This is a genomic window from Nocardia veterana NBRC 100344 (assembly GCF_000308855.1).
GTDB classification, from domain to species: Bacteria; Actinomycetota; Actinomycetes; order Mycobacteriales; family Mycobacteriaceae; genus Nocardia; species Nocardia veterana.
The window spans coordinates 122919-139796 of record NZ_BAGM01000101.1; the positions used below are offsets into that span (position 1 = coordinate 122919).

Annotated in this window: 16 protein-coding genes; 6 read left to right on the top strand and 10 right to left on the bottom strand. The window is 68.4% G+C overall.

Going from position 1 to position 16878, the window contains the following annotated elements:
* Window positions 1-4: 4 nt before the first annotated feature.
* Window positions 5-1048 carry an alpha/beta hydrolase gene (locus ON37_RS19580; RefSeq protein WP_040721189.1) on the bottom strand — a complete coding sequence of 348 codons (1044 nt, stop codon included), beginning with the start codon at window positions 1046-1048 and terminating at the stop codon, window positions 5-7.
* A 1116-nt stretch (window positions 1049-2164) separates the two neighbouring features.
* On the opposite strand from ON37_RS19580, the gene ON37_RS19585 reads away from it, so the two are divergent.
* The gene (locus ON37_RS19585) at window positions 2165-3478 is read left to right on the top strand and encodes a cytochrome P450 family protein (protein WP_245553271.1); all 1314 of its coding nucleotides are present in this window, start codon (window positions 2165-2167) and stop codon (window positions 3476-3478) included.
* A 46-nt stretch (window positions 3479-3524) separates the two neighbouring features.
* On the opposite strand, the gene ON37_RS19590 is transcribed toward ON37_RS19585, so the two are convergent.
* Window positions 3525-4418 carry a universal stress protein gene (locus tag ON37_RS19590; RefSeq protein ID WP_040721191.1) on the bottom strand — a complete coding sequence of 298 codons (894 nt, stop codon included), beginning with the start codon at window positions 4416-4418 and terminating at the stop codon, window positions 3525-3527.
* Window positions 4419-4717: 299 nt separating this feature from the next.
* On the opposite strand from ON37_RS19590, the gene ON37_RS19595 reads away from it, so the two are divergent.
* On the top strand, window positions 4718-5968 hold the full coding sequence (locus tag ON37_RS19595; protein ID WP_051031794.1) for an alpha/beta hydrolase family protein: 1251 nt from the start codon (window positions 4718-4720) through the stop codon (window positions 5966-5968).
* Between the two features lie 15 nt (window positions 5969-5983).
* Here ON37_RS19595 and ON37_RS19600 read toward each other — a convergent pair whose 3' ends face one another.
* Genes ON37_RS19600 through ON37_RS19620 form a run of 5 tightly spaced genes read right to left on the bottom strand, consistent with a single transcriptional unit; the run spans window position 5984 to window position 11082 of the window.
* Window positions 5984-6829, bottom strand: coding sequence for an STM4011 family radical SAM protein (locus tag ON37_RS19600; RefSeq protein ID WP_040721193.1), 846 nt, complete (start codon window positions 6827-6829; stop codon window positions 5984-5986).
* A gap of 12 nt (window positions 6830-6841) precedes the next feature.
* Complete coding sequence (locus ON37_RS19605) at window positions 6842-8179, bottom strand: STM4012 family radical SAM protein (protein WP_040721194.1); 1338 nt, start codon at window positions 8177-8179, stop codon at window positions 6842-6844.
* Complete coding sequence (locus tag ON37_RS19610; protein ID WP_040721275.1) at window positions 8176-9027, bottom strand: STM4013/SEN3800 family hydrolase; 852 nt, start codon at window positions 9025-9027, stop codon at window positions 8176-8178. The genes ON37_RS19605 and ON37_RS19610 overlap by 4 nt, the downstream gene beginning before the upstream one ends.
* Complete coding sequence (locus ON37_RS19615) at window positions 9014-10147, bottom strand: STM4014 family protein (RefSeq protein ID WP_040721196.1); 1134 nt, start codon at window positions 10145-10147, stop codon at window positions 9014-9016. The genes ON37_RS19610 and ON37_RS19615 overlap by 14 nt, the downstream gene beginning before the upstream one ends.
* On the bottom strand, window positions 10144-11082 hold the full coding sequence (locus ON37_RS19620; protein ID WP_040721198.1) for an STM4015 family protein: 939 nt from the start codon (window positions 11080-11082) through the stop codon (window positions 10144-10146). The genes ON37_RS19615 and ON37_RS19620 overlap by 4 nt, the downstream gene beginning before the upstream one ends.
* A 174-nt stretch (window positions 11083-11256) precedes the next feature.
* On the opposite strand from ON37_RS19620, the gene ON37_RS19625 reads away from it, so the two are divergent.
* Window positions 11257-11577 carry a DUF8820 family protein gene (locus ON37_RS19625; protein ID WP_040721199.1) on the top strand — a complete coding sequence of 107 codons (321 nt, stop codon included), beginning with the start codon at window positions 11257-11259 and terminating at the stop codon, window positions 11575-11577.
* A 2-nt stretch (window positions 11578-11579) separates the two neighbouring features.
* The gene (locus tag ON37_RS19630) at window positions 11580-12644 is read left to right on the top strand and encodes a DUF6745 domain-containing protein (protein WP_051031795.1); all 1065 of its coding nucleotides are present in this window, start codon (window positions 11580-11582) and stop codon (window positions 12642-12644) included.
* Here the strand turns inward: ON37_RS19630 and ON37_RS19635 are convergent, their stop codons facing one another.
* A complete protein-coding gene (locus tag ON37_RS19635) occupies window positions 12645-13442 on the bottom strand; it encodes an SDR family NAD(P)-dependent oxidoreductase (RefSeq protein WP_040721203.1) in 798 nt (265 codons plus the stop codon). It abuts the gene before it with no gap.
* Window positions 13443-13529: 87 nt separating this feature from the next.
* The gene (locus ON37_RS19640; protein ID WP_040721205.1) at window positions 13530-14516 is read right to left on the bottom strand and encodes a DUF2804 domain-containing protein; all 987 of its coding nucleotides are present in this window, start codon (window positions 14514-14516) and stop codon (window positions 13530-13532) included.
* A gap of 104 nt (window positions 14517-14620) precedes the next feature.
* Here ON37_RS19640 and ON37_RS19645 point away from each other — a divergent pair, with 104 nt between their 5' ends.
* Both ON37_RS19645 and ON37_RS19650 read left to right on the top strand, forming a co-directional pair.
* Window positions 14621-15280 (top strand): TetR/AcrR family transcriptional regulator, encoded by a 660-nt coding sequence (locus ON37_RS19645; RefSeq protein ID WP_040721207.1) that lies wholly within the window; start codon window positions 14621-14623, stop codon window positions 15278-15280.
* A 69-nt stretch (window positions 15281-15349) separates the two neighbouring features.
* Window positions 15350-16207: a 3-hydroxyacyl-CoA dehydrogenase gene (locus tag ON37_RS19650; protein WP_040721209.1), complete on the top strand. Its 858-nt coding sequence runs from the start codon at window positions 15350-15352 to the stop codon at window positions 16205-16207.
* 28 nt (window positions 16208-16235) lie between these two features.
* Here ON37_RS19650 and ON37_RS19655 read toward each other — a convergent pair whose 3' ends face one another.
* Window positions 16236-16742, bottom strand: coding sequence for a nuclear transport factor 2 family protein (locus ON37_RS19655; protein WP_040721211.1), 507 nt, complete (start codon window positions 16740-16742; stop codon window positions 16236-16238).
* Between the last annotated feature and the right edge of the window lie 136 nt (window positions 16743-16878).

Sequence of the window (16878 nt, forward strand, 5' to 3'; positions counted from 1 at the left end):
CCGCTCAGTTCGCGCCGATCGCGGCGGCCATCATCGGCCAGGATCTGTGCAGGTCGTCCTGCCAATATCCCCAGGAGTGCGTGCCGGCCGGGTGGAAGTTGTAGGTGATGTCGGTCCGGCCGAGCGCGCGGGTGCGCTCGGCGAGCTTGACCGTGCAGTAGTTGGCCGCCGACTCGATGCCGCCGCCGAGCAGTACCTGATTGGCCAGGATCCGGGAGTCCGCGCGCACGCTGGGATCGGAGAGGGTGTCGTGGCGACCGGGCAGCCCGCTGGCGCTGGAGATGTACATGGGAATGCGCGGCAGCCGGTCCGCGTGCAGATAGGGGTCGTGCTCGCGCCAACCGGCGCCGCCGACCGGCCCCCACATATTCTTCGCGTCGCCCTTACCCAGGCCGACGACGAGGCTGACGAACGACTGTCCGATCGGGTCGCTGGTCATCGCGCAACCGCTGTAGGCCGCCACGCTGCGATACAGCGCCGGCGCCTCGATGGCCAGATCCAGGACCGAGGTGCCGGCCATCGAGATACCGGCCAGCGCATTCGCCCCGGTGGTACCGAACGCCGAATCGACGACGGGCGGAAGCTCTTCGGTGAGGAAGGTCGCCCACTTGTTGCGGCCGTTGTTCTTCAATTTCCGCGCCAGACCGGGATCGTCGTGCTCCCAGTCGGTGTAGTAGCTGAACGCGCCCTCCATCGGAACGACGACGTTGACCTGTTTGTCGGCGAAGAAGTCCGCGGCATCGGTCTGGGCCAGCCAGGTCGCGGCATCCTCGCCACCGCCCGCCCCGTTCAGCAGGTACAGCGTCGGTGCGGGGGTGTGAAAGTCGTTCGCCCGCAACACCTGCAGCGGTATCACGCGATCCATCGACGGCGAGTAGACCTCGATCGTCAGGGCCCGGCCCGGACCGGCCGTTTCGCGCACGATCCGCGCCGGTGACCCCGCCGCCGCCGGCGGCGCCGTGAGAATCCACAGCAGAGCCGCCGCCACCAGATACGCGACCGGATACGCCGTCGCGCGCACGCCGGGAACCTTGCCTACGAACACCATCACACCCCTGGAACACCACTGTGGGGGCACACTCGGCGATTCGAGTGAGCCCCCACGGTCGAAGAACTGATCTACTTGCCGGCAGCCGGCGTGCCGCCACTGAGAGTGATGAGGGCGTTCACAATGGTGGTACCGACCGATCCGGCGCTCTGCGTACCCATTCCCAGAATATCGATGAGCGATCCCATGAATTATCTCCTCAATCTTTCGTGCTCGAATTACTGCGCGCAATTCGAAGTGTGGAAGCGATTTCCTCGCCGATTTACTTGACGATACTTCCGAGCGAACCCAGGAAGGTCTCCCACAGCCCGTCGCCCGCAACCGCGGAACCCAGCGCCGGAATCAAAGCGGTAAGCAAGTCACCCATCGAACCCATCGGTGAATCTCCTTTGTGAGCATGTTCGGTCATCTCTCAGCCGCCGGAATCACGCCTGAGAGTTAACGGTCACCACCGGTACCGGACAGTGACCGAGGCAACATATCAAGCGTCCACTTTTCTAGCAAGCGCCTCCTCTAAAAACGAGGACGCGCCGCCTCCGCCTATAGAGCAAATATTCAGCAATCAAACGAGCGGGTTTACGGCGCGGCAACCGGACCGCAGTCCGAGGGCACCCCTCGATCCCGCGTCGAGTTGCCTTGTTCGGCAACACGTTTCACTTCCAGTCGGAAGTTTCGATCGGCGACCGGAGGGGTACACCCGCATCCACGCGCACCTCCACGAAGACCTTTCGGAGACCCCGGAACCCTTCGTTTCGCTAGGAAAATTCTTCATCCGGACCCGTCCGGAGCCCGGGCGCACCCGGATTCGGACTAATCGGACCTCCCGTGGCCGCTGTCACCGGGACCGGGAGTGGTGTGCGATGATCGTGCCGAAGGGCCCGGTCGGCCGCCGGATTTTCCACTCGGCGGCCAAAGCTGTTCTACCCGTGGGCTTTTCCTGGTCAACAGACCGAGTGCAAGTGCTCGACCCTCGCCGATGCATGCCTGTTCGACCGCTCGTTCGTACGGCGCCGTCGCCCCAGGTTTGCCGCGTCGGTGCGCCGTGACGCCGTCAGACCCATCACGGCCACCGGCCATCGGCCGCAAGTCGGATTCCGATCGATCGTCGAAAGGACTGTGGCACGTGAAATATCCCGCTTCACCCTCGGCCCGCGCGGCAATCTCCGGCTCGTCGGCGGGTTACGACTCGTGACGGCCGCGGACGCGATCCTCGAGCTGACCGACGACTTCTACCAGGACCCGCACGCCGTGTATCGGGAACTGCGGGCACGGGGGCCGATCCACCGCATCCGGCTGGAAGGCGTGCTCGGCTGGCTGGTGGTCGATCACGAGGTCGCCAAGCAGGCTTTCGTCGAACCCGGTATCAGCAAGAAGATCGGATCGCCGGAGGGCCAGGCGGTGCTGGCGCAGAACGGCGCCGCCGAGATGTTCAACGGTGCCATCAACGACAACATGCTCTTCGCCGACCCGCCGCAGCACACTCGATTGCGCAAGCTGGTCACCAAGGCATTCACCGGACGCGCGATTCGGGAATTGGGTCCGCGGATCACGGCGCTCGCGGACGAACTGCTCGACCGGATGTGCGAACAGGAACGCGTCGATCTGCTCGACAGCTACGCCTTTCCCCTTCCGGTCGCGGTGATCTGCGAGCTGCTCGGCGTACCCGACGACGACAAGGACGACTTCCGCGCCTGGACAGCGGTGGTCGTCAACGACTCCGCGCCGATCGAGGAACGCACGGCCGCCGGGATCAGCTTCTTCACGTACATGAACGAGCTGATCGCCGCGCGCACCGACAGTCCGGGGGACGATCTGCTGTCCGAGCTGATCATCGCGAAGTCCGACGGCGACCGGCTCGACCAGAGCGAGCTCATCTCGATGTTGTTGCTGCTGTTGGCCGCCGGACACGAGACGGCGGTCAATCTCATCGGCAACGCAGCCTACGAGATGTTGCGGGACCCGGAGATCGCGCGACGGCTGCGGGCCGAGCCGGACCGCGTACCCGCCTATATCGAGGAGATCCTGCGCTGCCAGGGCCCCGTCCATCTGGCCACCGCGCGCTACACCACCCGGCCGATCACCCTGGGCGGCCAGGACATCGGCGCGGGTGAGTTCATCATGATCTCGCTGGCGGCCGCGAACCGGGATCCGGCCCGATTCGCCGACCCCGATCGGATCGACATCGATCGCGAGGACAATCGGCACATCGCATTCGGCCACGGAATCCACTTCTGTCTCGGCGCCGCGCTGGCCCGGATGGAGGCGACGATCGCCATCACGCGGCTGCTCGACCGGATCCCCGAGCTCACGCTGGATGCCGGACCCGCGGACCTCAGCTGGCGCAAGAGCCTGCTGATCCGAGGTCTCGCCGCATTGCCTGTCAGCCTGGTGCCCGCCGCCGAACCCGAGCTCCAGTTCTCGGCGGTGTGAGCGGTCGACGCCGCATTCGCCGGGGCGGCTCGCCTCGGCGAATGCGTCAGCGTCGGCGCACCACGAGCACCGGGCATTCGGACGACTGCAGCAGGGCATGGCCGGTCGAGCCGAGCAGCATGCCCGCGAATCCGCCACGACCGTGACTGCCGATCACCACCAGCTGGGCGTGCTCCGATTCGGCCGACAGCGCGCGGGCCGGGCGGTCGGCCCACACCACCGGTCGGACATGGACATCCGGATACCTTTCGCGCCAACCGGCCAGACTTTCCGACAGCGCGGCTCGCTCGGACTCACGCAGGGTGTCCCAGCCGGCCACCGCGACCTCGGGCAGGGCGATGTCGCTCCAGGTGTGCAGGGCGATGAGTGGAACCCGCCGCCGCGACGCCTCGTCGAAGGCGACCGCGATCGCGGGCACACTGTTGTCGGTGCCGTCGATACCGACCACCACCGGCTGGGCCGCGGTCACCACATCGGTCGCGGAATTCCCGGGAACGACCGCGACCGGACACTGCGCCCGCTGCACGACCGCCGAGCTCACCGAACCCAGCAGGGCCCGCCGCACGGCCCCGCGACCGCGGCTGCCGACGACCAGCCGGTGGGCTCGTTTCGAACGGTCGATCAGGGTCGGGATGATCGGATCGAACACCAACTGGGCATCGACCTCGAGGGGGCCCGGCACCAGCTGCGCGATCCGGCGCGCTTCGGCGACGATGCGCTCGCCGTCCGCGCGCACCCAGTCGGCGCTGCCGGTCCACATCTCCGAGCCGAATCCGGTGGGCAGCGTCGCCGAGGTGACGATATCGAGGCGCCGGCCGTGTAGTACCGCATCGACGGCGGCCCACACCACGGCCTGATTCGAGATCTCCGAGCCGTCCGCTCCGACCACGATGGGCCCCGGCTCGTCGTCCGGGCGATGGTCGACTGGTTCGTCGGTCATACAGGACTCCACTTTCGTCGCGGTCGACGGACTTCGCGCCGACGCCGATGACACGCCGCGCGAGGGGGATCGTCGGATCGGATGAGCAGGGTCGTTTCGATCTATGGCGGTGGGCGCGATCGTCTCAGGCAGCCGGAACCAGCACAACCCGACTCAGCAAATTGACAGCATACTGTGATGCTGCTCGCCGGAGCCTCGGCTCGACCGGCACCGGAACTTCCCGAAGGTCGGCAGAGTAGTTGAGCCCCAAGAGTTCCGGCGGCCGGTTTCATCACCGGCTACCCGGCTATCTTGGTCGTATGGCCTGCGCATCGAATCGGAGCAGCACCTCCCGCAACCGGCCGGCGTGGTGGCGTGCCTCGCTGGCGATCGCCGCGTCCCTGGCCGCGATCACCGCCTCGGCGGTCACGGCGAGCGCGGATACGGCCGAAGTTCCGGATGGGCTCGCCTTCTACGAGGCTCCCGCCGACGCCGTCGCCGGACCGCACGGTTCGGTGATCCGGGCGCGGACGATCACCGGCGAGCCCGGACTCTCCGGGGCGCGAAACCTGCTGGTGCTGTATCGATCGGTCGATCTGCAGGGGCGGCCGGTCGCGGTATCGGGGACCGTCGCGGTTCCCGGGGGCACCCCGCCCCCGGGCGGTTGGCCACTGATCTCGTGGGCGCACGGCACCACCGGGGTTGCCGACGATTGCGCACCCTCCCGCGATACCGGCCCCGACTATCCGGCCCACGACTACACCACGCTGGTACGCGGAATACAGCAACGGTGGCTCGCGGCGGGATATGCCGTGGCGCAAACCGACTATCAGGGGTTGGGGACGCCCGGCCCGCACGGTTATCTGATCGGCACCACCGAGGCGCGGGCGGTCGCCGATATCGCCCTGGCAGCCCACGAACTGGATGATTCGATCGGCCGGCGATGGGTGGCGATCGGCCATTCCCAGGGTGGTCAGGCGGCTGTTTTCACCGATGCGCAAGCACGAGCCTGGGCGCCCGGTCTGGATCTGCGCGGTGCCGTGGCGCTGGCTCCGGCCTCGCAGACCGCGGTCGGGGTCGGCGCGCAGCGACTGGCGAGTCTGGTCGGCGTGAACGGTCCCTTCGCGGGCGCGACCGCCTTCGTCCCGCTCCTGATTCGCGGTGCGCAAACCGTCGATCCTCTGGATCCGGCACGATTTCTGACCCCTCGCGCCCTGGCTCTGCTGCCCGCCGCCGATACCGACTGCATCGGCGCCCTGCGCGCCCCGCAGAGCTGGGGCGGCCTGCCCGGAGACGGCGTATTCGCCCCGGCCGGCGACGTGTCGCCATTGCTTCGGGTGCTCGCGGACAACGATCCGAGTCCATTGCACCTCGACGCGCCGCTACTGGTCGTGCAGGGCGGCGCCGATACGACGGTGCCACCGGTCGCGACCGATGCGATGGTCGCGCGCATGCGCGCCACTGAGCAGCCGATCGACTACCGCACCTACCCCGGGGCCGACCATCGCGGTGTCCTCGACGCCTCCTACTCCGATGCGCTCGCCTGGGTCGACGCCCGCTTCGGTCGGTGAATCACACGCAACCGGTTATCCGGCTGCCGGAATTCGTTCGAGCACTCCGTCCCCGAAAAGGTCGTACAGCGGCAGGGTTTCCAGGTGGACGTATCCGATGTGGCAGTCGCAGGTTCGCAGTGGGCAGGGTCGCGGGCGCAGGGCGGCCCGGTAGGAGCCGTCGTACAGATTGCCGAGCTCGGTCCGGACGAAATGACAGCGCCGCACCGTGCCCGCGCCGTCCACCGAGATGACGGATTCTCCGGTGCGGCAGGCGAATCCGCCGGAGCGATGGGGGTATCGGCTGAAACCGAAGTGCGGGTCCAGCTCGGTCCAGCGGGCGGCCTCGGCATCGGAGAGTTCGTGTCCCTCGGGAGCGTTGATCCACAGGTAGACGTGCTCGGGGAGATCGGCGCGGAGCCGGCGCGCCGGTTCGTAATGGTCGGGCAGCCCGACCACGCCCACACTGAACCGGATGCCGCGACGGGACAGATCCACGCATTTGGCGAGGAAGCGATCGTACGGTGTCTGACCGGGATGGTAGGTGCACCACAGCGCCACCACCGTGGGGTCGGCGTCGGCGAGCCAATCGGTACGGCAGCTCAGATTGGTCTGGATCGCGACCCGCCGAACGGCTGGCACCTGGGACAGCCGCACCAAGGCCTGCCGATACCACGACCGCACCAGGCCCTCACCCCACGGCGTGAACAGGATCGAGAGCCGATCCTCCTGTTGCTCCGTCGCCCATCCCACGAACCGCTCCAGCGCGGCCCGGTCGGCCCGCAGCTGGGTCCGGCTGTCCCGCCGTTTGGCGAAAGGGCAATAGGGACAGTCGAAATCACACGAGGCCAGCGGACCCCGGTACAGAATGCTCAGCTCCATCGACGCTCCGTTTCAGCGCGGTTCGTAGGCCGCCATGGCCGCGCGCACCGCGGGTGAGAACAATCGCGGGCCCACCGCATCGGAATAGGCCAGCCCGTCCGGGCTCAGTCGCAACCGGTCCGGGCCGGCGCCGGGATCGAGCCAGCCGCGGCGCTCGAACTCGTCGAGTTCGGTGCGAAAGTGCGCGGCCGGCTCGGCACCGAACCGACGGCGATAGGCGCCGATATCCATCCCTTCGGCCTGTAGCAGTGATTGCAGTAGGTGACGCCGCCGGGCCTCGTCGACATCGATCGGATACCCGACCTGCGGATGGCCGAAATCCCTTGTCCGCGTGTAGGTGTCGATGATGCTCCGCACCTCACGCACCCCGACCGCGTAGTCGAACGAATAATGCAGTCCGGCGGTGTAGGACCGCGCACCACAGCCGAGTCCGACCATGCCGTCGGTCTGGCAGGCGTAGTCGGCGAATTCCGACCCGGGAACGTCGTGCCGAGCGCCGCCGCTCCGGAACATCCGCATCGAAACCTGTTCGTAGCCGTTGGCCCGCAGATGATCACGTCCCGCCGCGTACAGTCGCAGCCGCTGCGCGTCCCACTCGGCGTCGGCGCTGTCGGCCGCACCCGCCAACCCGGTCAGCGGTCGCACGTACAGCGGGTACAGGTACAACTCCTCCGGGCGCCAGGCCAGCGCCGCGTCCAGCGAGGCGCGCCAACTCCGTTCGGTCTGGCCGTCGATGCCGTAGATCAGATCGATGTTGAGGATCGGCACTCCCGCCGCTCGAATCCGTCCCAGCGCGGCCTCCACCTCCCCGCGTCGCTGCGGCCGCACCGCGGCTCTCGCCTCGGACTCGACGAAACTCTGCACGCCGATGCTGATCCGGGTGGCGCCGCGCTCGGCCAGCACGCCCAGCCGGTCGGCAGTGGCGGTGCCCGGCGATGTCTCGACCGACAGCGGCACCGCCCGCAGATCGGCGCCCATGCGCTTCTCGGCGATATCGCACAATCGCTCGAGTTCCGCGGCGGTCAGGTAGGTCGGGGTGCCCCCGCCGAACGCCGCGGCGGCGAATCGAACCGGCCGGTCCCCCAGCGCGTTCCGTACTGCGATCGCCTGCCGTTCGAGCGCGTCGAGGTAACGGCCGGTCAGATCGTCGGGTGCGCCGATCCGCGTGAACAGATTGCAGAAACCGCAACGGAATTCGCAGAACGGGATGTGCGCGTACAGCGAGAGCGCGTCGACCGGTTCGTCGGCCCACACCGTTCGTAGACTGCGCGGGTCGGCGAGTGGCCGATAGGCGGTCTTGTGGGGATAGCCGTAGACGTAGCTCTGATACGGCCGGGGTAGCTCCGTCATGCGGTCGCCTCGAGGAAGAAGTGCGCATAGGGCACCGTCCACACCGATTCGTGCCCGAGCCGATGCCCGGTGAACCCGTCGTCACCGTAGGCGGTTCCGTGGTCGGAGCACAGGATCACGAAGCACCGCCGCCGACCGCGCACCGCCGCGAACAACCGGCCGATTTCGCGATCCACGTATTCCAACGCGGCGGCGTGGGTTTCGCGGGTGTCGCCGGTCTCGGGAGCCGCGCCACGCAGATGGAACCAATTGGGCTGATGCAACGCCGAGACGTTCACGAACAGGAACAACCGTTGTTCGGGTTCGATCCCCGCGACCACCCGTTCCGCACAGTCGATCTGCGCCGCCAACGATGCGGGCGCGGCCACCGAGAACTCCGGCTCCCAGTAGCTGTCCTGGAACAGTCCCGGCAGCACATTGCCCAGCGCCGCGCGTTTGTTGAAGAAACCGACGCCACCGATGCACACCGTGCGATATCCGACCGTCGCCAGGCCGGTGACCAGGTCGGGGCTGTCGTAGACGAAGGTGTGCGGCGCGGTCGTTTCGCTGCCCTCGAAGCGCGCGGCGAACAATCGCGGATGGGGGCCCGGGGTGGCCGGGGTAGGCAGGAATCCCGCGAAGATCGCCTGATGTGAGGCGTAGGTGAAACTGCCCGGCGCATGGCGCTTTTCCCAACGGCCGCCCGGAAGATGCCGGACCAGGTTCGGAGTCCGCCCGGCCGCCGCGAGTTCGGCTGCCACGTCGTAACGCAACGTATCGAGGGTGACGAGCAGGATGTCGTCACGGCCGACGACCTCGTTCATGTCCGGGGCCGATTGCGCATCGGTCGCCGGCTCACGCGTGGGCACGTCGCTCACCTCCCCTGTTCGGCCGGCTCCGCCGGATGGCCGCCACCTGCGCGTCGTAGGTGTCGCCGGTAGCTCCGCTCCCCACGAGCGCGGGCAGCCCGGGCAGCAGGTCACCGAACGCGTTCACCTCGCCGACCACGAAGCGGCGCCAACCGATACCGGGCAACACATCGACGCCCACCCGCGAAAAGCGCGGGAAACAGGCCGCCGCCCGTTCGGCCGTCGCGAGGACGTCGTCGAACCGGCCGCCCGCGGATTCGATTACCGCGCGGGCAGTGTCGAGATCTCCGCGCGCGCCGCCCAGGTGCAGGTTCGTCATCGGGCCGGCACCGGTCCGGACCACGGCATGGGTGGCGCGCCCGGCGATCACGACGATGCGCAGATCGGCGCTGCGCCCGTGCTGGGCCGCCTTGGGATGCCAGCGTTCGATGTGCAGACCGTCGGGGGCCAGGGTGTCGACGATCGTGGCGATCTCGGACTCGGCGCGGTACCGGCACAGCCGCAGCGAGTTGTACAGGCGTCCGCCGTCGAGTTGGACCGAGGTGGTGGCCTGAATCCGGCCGGGCCCGGCGCAGTGCAGGGCCAGCACACCGGAGGCAGAGGAGCCGTGTGCGAGTTTGACGAAGGCCCGGCGCAGCCCCGATGCGGCCAGCAGCTCCCGCACCTGTGACCAGCCACCGGCGATCGGTCCCGTCATCGCCGACGTGGGCGAAAACGGCACCGGCACACCGGCTCCCAGCAACCGCGCGTGACAGGTCCGCTTGTCGAACAGAACCGCCAGATCGTCCGGATGATCGAGCAGTTCCGCGCCGCCCGCGTGCACCCGTGTCGCGAGGACGCCGGCCGCGGCGACGAACCGGCGGTACCAGCGCGCTGTTCCCTCTACCCGCGTCGGGTCGGCGACACCGCGGAGCAACCGGTCGAGTGCGGCATCCTCACCGGGCGAATCGCATCGCACCAGCTCGCCCGCCTCGAAATACGCTCGCCCGCAGACGATGTCACGCCATCCGACGACGCGCGCGGCCGGCGCACCGGCCCGGCGCAGTGCGTCCTGGAACAGCCGCACCCGGCGATTGCCCGGAACGCCGACCACCACCAGGCTCGGCAGCGCGGTGCTCATTCGGCCACAGCGGTGTAGCGCTCACCGCGCTCACCGCTGTCCTCGTACTCCGAGAGATCCACTTCGACCCCGGGCAGAGCGGCCAGCAACCGATCGCGCATCGGTTCACCGATGAAATTGTGGTGCAGGTCCAGGGTCGTCAGATGGGTCAGCGGCTGCCCGTCGAGCAGGGCTTCGACCCCTTCGTCGCCCAGGGTTCCCATGGACAGATCCAGCGTCGTCAGCTGCGCGACGATCGGTGCGGACGCCACCGCCGCCGCGATCTCGTCCTGAATCTCGCTGTTGCGCAGGGCCAATGAACGCAGCGCCGGCAATCCGGTCCCCCGCAGCAGCGGCTCCATATCCGCCACCGTCGCGTTCCCGCCGTACCAGGACGTCCCGAGCCAGATGTCGAGGTGTTCCAATGCCGGAAAGTCACCGGCGGCGATCCCCCGCACCACGGCGCCGTCCAGGCCGCCGGTCTGCACGATCAGCCGGCGCAGGGTGGTGTGGGTGATCGGTTCGAAGACCAGGCCTTCGCCGCCGCGCACACCGAATTCCTCGAGCCGGTCGAAGGTCCGGAGCAACGGCGTCACATTCGACTGCTGGATCCAGGAGATCTCGCTCTCCTCGAAGGTGACGTCGGCCAGGAACAGTGCGCGCAACCCGGTCAGCCGGTCACGCGCCGCCAGCAGCTCCTCGACCACCGATTCCGAACTCTCGTCGTACATCTCGCCCCAGGTGCCGATCACCAGGGCCCGAACCCCGGCGCTGTCCACGGCCGCCAGGAACCGGGCGAAGGCCTGCGACCAGCTCTCGTCGGAGTCCCCGTACGGATCGACGGCGATGCGCCAGGCGACCTCGCCGGCGCCGGGCAGCTCACCCTCGTGGCCGGGGTCGGGAAAGGCGAAAACCGGCAAGCCGTGCCAGGTTTCGAGGTGGTCGGAAACGGTCATGTCGGCAGCTTTCCTGGCGTAGTCGTCGATGCGGTGCCAGCAGTTTGTATCAGGCGGCACCGACATCCGGGCGCCCGGCCGCAGCGATCCGCGGCGCGGCCGAATCTGTCGGTCCCCCCGGCTATCTTCGGCGGCACGGTCGACGTGACGGGCGTCGGCACAGGAGGGAATGTCATGTTTCGACAGGGAGATGTGCTGCTCGTGCCGGTGGCCGAGGAATCGATTCCGCCGGCCGTGCTCGGCGCGCCGGGCGAGCCACGGGATGCCCGCGGCCGGATGGTGCTGGCGCTCGGCGAGGTAACCGGGCACGCCCATGCCTCGTCCGCCCCGGGACGGCTGATTCGCACCGGCGGTGACGGCGCGATGCTGCACCTCCCCGAGGGTGGACGCCTGGTGCACGAGGAGCATGCGGCGATTCCGCTGCCGAGCGGCTGGTACCGCGTGGTGCGCCAACGCGAGTACCTGCCGGGCGCGGTACGCGTGGTGGCGGACTGACGATGGGAGATGGTGCTGTGCAGCGGGTTTCACGTTTCGTCCCGGGCGACCTCGCCGATTGGCGGTCCGTCGCCACTGCGGTGGGCCCGGCCGACCGGTCGGCGGCCGAGGACGGAGTGCGGACGGCCTACACCGAGGCCGGTCTGCCGGAACCGGAGCGGATCGTCTGGGTCGAATCACCGCGTGCGGCGGTGACCGCGGTCCGAGCCCTCGCCGACCCGGGCGCGTCGGTGCGCGAACGGATTCGGACCGCGCCCTGGGCCGCCGAGCGACAGCGGGTAGTCGATGCCGTAGGCGCCGACGGCTGGTCCGCACACTGGCTGGCCACCGGAGCCCCGCTCTGGAAGCCGGTGCGCGCCTTGGTCGACCGGCTGCGCGAGGCGGTGGTGGAGTCGTCGGTGACCGTCGACCGAGAGGAGCGGAGCGCACGGATCGTCGCCGAGCGTGAGGTCCGCGGGGTCCTGCTCGACGCGGTGCTCGGCCAGCACGACGCCCCGTGGCTGGCCGCCTTCGACGATGCCGAGAGCCGGCTGACCGGTCTTGCCGCGGTGGCTCGGCAGGCCGGATGGTGGTGGCCCTACGAACGCGTCACGGTGATCGCCGAGCGGCCGCTGCGACTGTGCCGCGACGAGGCGGGTCGGCTCCACAGCGACGACGGCCCCGCCGTCGCGTTCATCGACGGCTTCGCGCTGCATGCCTGGCGCGGCATGCCGGTACCGGCCGGCTTCTTCACCGAGCTCGGCGCCCTCACCCCCGAACGCATCCGGGCGGAGGAGAATGCCGAATTGCGCCGGGTCCTGCTCGAGCATTACGGCTACGACCGGTATCTCACCGAATCCGGAGCCGAGCCGGTGCACCGCGACGATGCCGGAATCCTCTGGCGCATACCACTTTCCGACGACGAGGATGTCGTCATGGTCGAGGTTGTCAATTCCACCCCGGAGCCCGACGGTACCCACCGCACCTATTGGCTGCGGGTGCCGCCGAGCACCACCACGGCGACCGCCGGTGTGGCCTGGACGTTCGGCCTGTCCGAGTCGGAGTACCGGCCGCTGCAGCAGACCTGATCACTGTCCGGGATAGATCTCTCGCATCGCGGTGCCCATGAGTGCCACCGCTCGCTTCCGGGGCAGCAGACGCGACAGCAGAATTCCGTTGCGCCGGTTGGCGCGGCCGGGGATCACCGAGGGCTGTTTGCCGAGCGCTGCCAGGCCCTCGGCCACGACCGGGGCGACCGGCATCACCTTCGGAGCGTTACGGACCGGGCGCGGCGCGTCGGCCCGGTACCCGGGCGTATCGGTCGGGCCCGGGACGACGGCGACCACGTCGACACCGTGCGGTCGCCATTCGTCCCACAGGGTTTCGGCGAGATTCAGCGTGAATGCCTTGGTCGCCGCGTACGACCCGTACATGGGAGTGCCGAGTAGACCGGACATGGAGCTGAGCAGGACCACCCCACCGCGGCCACGCTCGATCATCGGCGGGACGAACCGGTGCAGAACCGTCATCATGGCCGAGATGTTGACGTCGACCACTCGCCGATGCCGTTCGAGCGGGACGTCCAGCCACATTCCGCAGATCGACAGCCCCGCGTTGTAGACGACCAGTCCGAGTTCGACATCCTCGACCAGCAGCGCCACCGAGTCGAGGACGTCCGGCGCGGTGATGTCGCCGGTGACGGCGTGGGTGCGGATGCCGTGGCGCTGCGTCAGATCCGTGGCGAGCGTGTCGAGTTCGTCCTTCTCGAGCGCGACCATGATCAGGTTCAGACCGCGCTCGGCGAGCTGTCGGCAGAACTCGGCTCCCAGCCCCACCGCCGCGCCGACCACCAGCGCCCACGGCCCGTACCGCTGCGGAAAGCTCATCTGTTGTCTCCTCGACCGGATCAGAAATGAATGCGAGTGGGATCATCGCATCCGGCGGACGACACCGCCTCTCCTCCGATGCCGGGTTCACCAGCGGTTGCGCGCCTCCTCGGCCCAGCCGGTCAGATCCTCCAGCTCGATCCAGGCACCCTCGTCGGTGCGGGCCCGGCCGCTGAAATGTCCGAAGCACTGATGCGTGTCGTTGGCCAGAATGCCCAGGGCGGTGCGGGATTCGCGGATGTGGAAGGGCGTGAACACGACATCGACGCGCGGGCCGGCGATCCGCCACGGACGCATCCAGTCGTCGCGGTCGTACTCCCAGTCGAGGTCGTCCCCGATCTTGTGCAGTCGCCCCCGGACGAACAGCGCGTTCTCGGTGGACCCGGTGCCGTCGGTCCACCGTCCACCGAGCTGAATCGCGAGCCCCGGGGCACATCCGGCCGCCCAGTTCCAGGCGATCGAGTAGGGCCATTTCCCCCGGCCGTGATCGAGGACCGCGAATCCGTCCGCGATCACATGGGCCACACCGTCCACGGTGAGCGTGCCGGAGACCGGACGGCCGAGGTCCTTCACGGTGTACTGGAATCGCTTCGCACTCCACGGCACCACCACGCCGAGCGATTCGTGCCCGGTCGGCGCGTCGACCCGCAGATCGATATCGATCCGTGGTGTGGCCGCGCGGATGCTGGTGCCGCCCGGATCGTTGTGCAGCTCGATCACGAGCTCTCCGGTATGCCCGGACGCGGCGCCGACCCCACTGCGCTCGGGCAGGTACACCCCGCGCCCCAGTGGCGTCACGACGTCCTTGACGATCTCGGTGCCGTTCCGCCGATCGAGCAGGTAGATCCCGTGCAGCCCGGCGTAGTCCAGCGACGTCAGCACGATGCCGATGATGTGGTCGGGGGTGACTATCCCCCAGTACTCCCACCGTTTGGTCCGCCCCCAGCCGCGCAGGTTCGCACGATGCAGTGGCCGCCGGGTCCAACCCACCGCGTCCGGATTCAGCCGCCCCCGGTGCGTACACAGATCGACCTCTTCGGTGATCTCCCGTTCCGTGGTCGCACCCTCGGCCATCGCGGCCCTCCTCAGCTCCTGCTCGCCCGGTTGCACACTCGATAACTGCGAGTATGCTCATTAATGAGCCTACTCATTTTTCTGACGGGATGGGAGGTGTTCCGATGACCGTTCCCGTCGAGCCCGGGCAGGTGGGCCGCCGCGCCCGGAATATGCGCGATAAGCAGACCCGCATCTTCGATGCGGCGGCACAGCTGTTTGCCGAGCGCGGGTTCGCGGCGGTCACCACCCAGCAGATCTCCGACCGCGCCGATATCGCCGCGGGCACCCTGTTCCGCTACGCCTCGTCCAAGGGCCAGCTGCTGTTGATGGTCTACAACGAGGATTTCCGCGCGGCCCTCGAGTCGGGGGAACGGCACGCTCGCGCCGTCGCCGACCCGGTGGCCGCGATCACGGCACTGGTGCGCCCGATTGTGTCGGCGGCCGCGCGAAATACCGAGAACACCATTGCCTACCAGCGAGAACTCTTGTTCGGCCCGCCCACCGAGAGCTATCGGCGCCAGGGTCTGGCGCTGGTGGCCCGGATGGAGGAGGACCTGGCCGACATCCTCGTCGCCGCGGCGGGCGGCCGGGCCACGACGCCCGAGCTGCGCGAGTCGGCGCGCGTGGCCGGCCGCGCCATCTTCGCGGTCGTGCACATGGCGCTGGTACGCCCGGCGACGGGCGTCGACCCGCACCACGATCCGGTCGCCGACCTGCATCTGCAGATCGCACAGCTCGTCGCCGGATTCCTGAGTACCTCGGCAGCGGGGAAGGGCTCGTAATTCGCTGTTGCTCAACCTATCTCGCTTCACAACCTCGAGCGGACCGTGGTCCGCAGAACGGAGTACACGATGACCACCATTCGCAAGGTGACCGTCCTCGGAACCGGAGTTCTCGGTTCGCAGATCGCCTTCCAGACCGCGTTCCGTGGTTTCGAGGTGACCGCCTACGACATCAGCGAGGAAGCCCTGGCCGCCGCGCGCGACCGCTTCGACAAGCTGGCGGCCACCTACCGGGAACAGGTCGAGGGGGCGGGAGACGGCAAGGCCGAGGCGACCGCCGCCGGCATCACCCGCACCGCCGATCTGGCCGAAGCCGCGCGCGAGGCGGATCTGATCATCGAGGCGGTGCCCGAGGTGCTGTCGATCAAGCAGGACACCTATCGCAAGCTCGGTGAGCTCGCGCCGGAGCACACCATCTTCGCCACCAACTCCTCCACCCTGCTGCCCAGCGATATCAAGGACTCCACCGGCCGGCCGGACCGTTTCCTGGCGCTGCATTTCGCCAACCAGGTCTGGCATTTCAACACCGCCGAGGTGATGGGCACCACCGAAACCGACCCGCAGGTGTATCAGGCCGTGGTCGAATTCGCCCGCGCGATCGGAATGGTGCCGATCGAATTGCACAAGGAGAAGGCCGGTTACGTCCTCAACTCCCTGCTGGTGCCGTTCCTCAACTCTGCGATGGCCCTCGCGGCCGGCGGTTACGCGGAACCGCAGGCCATCGACGAAACCTGGCGCATCGGCACCGGCGCACCGGCCGGCCCGTTCCAGATCCTCGATATCGTCGGCCTCACCACGCCGTACAACATCCTGGTCAACAGCGGTGAGGACGGTAAGAAGCTGGCGGACTGGCTGAAAGCGGAATACATCGACAAGGGCAAGCTCGGCCTCGCCAGCGGTGAGGGCTTCTACCGCTACAACGCCTGATCGGCTGCCGGATGACGCCGTCGGCCGGTCACGCGGTTTCGTCCGGCCCGAGCTTCCCGCCTGCGCGCGCGAAGGTCGACAACAACTCGCGGGCCTGCGGGCCGCCGTCGAGCAGGCGGCCCGCACGGCGCGCGATCCGCCAGCCGTCGGCGGTCCGGCGGAGTTCGAGCCGATGCACACTCGCTCGCAGTACCTCGTATCGTTCCGACTCGCGGTGCACCAGTAGCGATTCGAAGATCGCGAGCGCGTCGTCGCCGGAGATCTCGATGCGTGCGGGTCCCTGGAAATGCGCCGAACCGCCGGCGATCAGCGTGCGGTGGGCGGTCGAGTTCACCATCGACCGCACTTCCTCCCGGCCTCGCATCTGCCAGCCCTCGACCTCGTATTCACCGTCGGCACACCACAATTCGGCGGTCGCATCGGCCGCTCCGGCATCGACCAGTGGCCCGTAGGAGGCGATCAGGCGCATGATCGCCAGTTCGTCCTCGATGCGGCGCAGTCGCCGCAGCACCTCCGTCAGGTCGTCGGCCGTCATCACACTCTCCAGGTTCGGCTCGCGGTCGCCGGTCGTCCGCGTTCGGTCATCGCTGCACCAACTCCGCCAGGGCGGCGAGTTGTTCGCAGTAGTGGTCGGCCGACCGCGCGGCCACGGCACAGCCGGCCACCGTGGC

Coding starts and splice junctions, on each gene's coding strand:
- ON37_RS19580 (WP_040721189.1), bottom strand. CDS start 1,048: ATGGTGTTCGTAGGCAAGGTTCCCGGCGTGCGCGCGACGGCGTATCCG.
- ON37_RS19590 (WP_040721191.1), bottom strand. CDS start 4,418: ATGACCGACGAACCAGTCGACCATCGCCCGGACGACGAGCCGGGGCCC.
- ON37_RS19595 (WP_051031794.1), top strand. CDS start 4,718: ATGGCCTGCGCATCGAATCGGAGCAGCACCTCCCGCAACCGGCCGGCG.
- ON37_RS19600 (WP_040721193.1), bottom strand. CDS start 6,829: ATGGAGCTGAGCATTCTGTACCGGGGTCCGCTGGCCTCGTGTGATTTC.
- ON37_RS19605 (WP_040721194.1), bottom strand. CDS start 8,179: ATGACGGAGCTACCCCGGCCGTATCAGAGCTACGTCTACGGCTATCCC.
- ON37_RS19615 (WP_040721196.1), bottom strand. CDS start 10,147: ATGAGCACCGCGCTGCCGAGCCTGGTGGTGGTCGGCGTTCCGGGCAAT.
- ON37_RS19620 (WP_040721198.1), bottom strand. CDS start 11,082: ATGACCGTTTCCGACCACCTCGAAACCTGGCACGGCTTGCCGGTTTTC.
- ON37_RS19625 (WP_040721199.1), top strand. CDS start 11,257: ATGTTTCGACAGGGAGATGTGCTGCTCGTGCCGGTGGCCGAGGAATCG.
- ON37_RS19630 (WP_051031795.1), top strand. CDS start 11,580: ATGGGAGATGGTGCTGTGCAGCGGGTTTCACGTTTCGTCCCGGGCGAC.
- ON37_RS19635 (WP_040721203.1), bottom strand. CDS start 13,442: ATGAGCTTTCCGCAGCGGTACGGGCCGTGGGCGCTGGTGGTCGGCGCG.
- ON37_RS19640 (WP_040721205.1), bottom strand. CDS start 14,516: ATGGCCGAGGGTGCGACCACGGAACGGGAGATCACCGAAGAGGTCGAT.
- ON37_RS19645 (WP_040721207.1), top strand. CDS start 14,621: ATGACCGTTCCCGTCGAGCCCGGGCAGGTGGGCCGCCGCGCCCGGAAT.
- ON37_RS19650 (WP_040721209.1), top strand. CDS start 15,350: ATGACCACCATTCGCAAGGTGACCGTCCTCGGAACCGGAGTTCTCGGT.
- ON37_RS19655 (WP_040721211.1), bottom strand. CDS start 16,742: ATGACGGCCGACGACCTGACGGAGGTGCTGCGGCGACTGCGCCGCATC.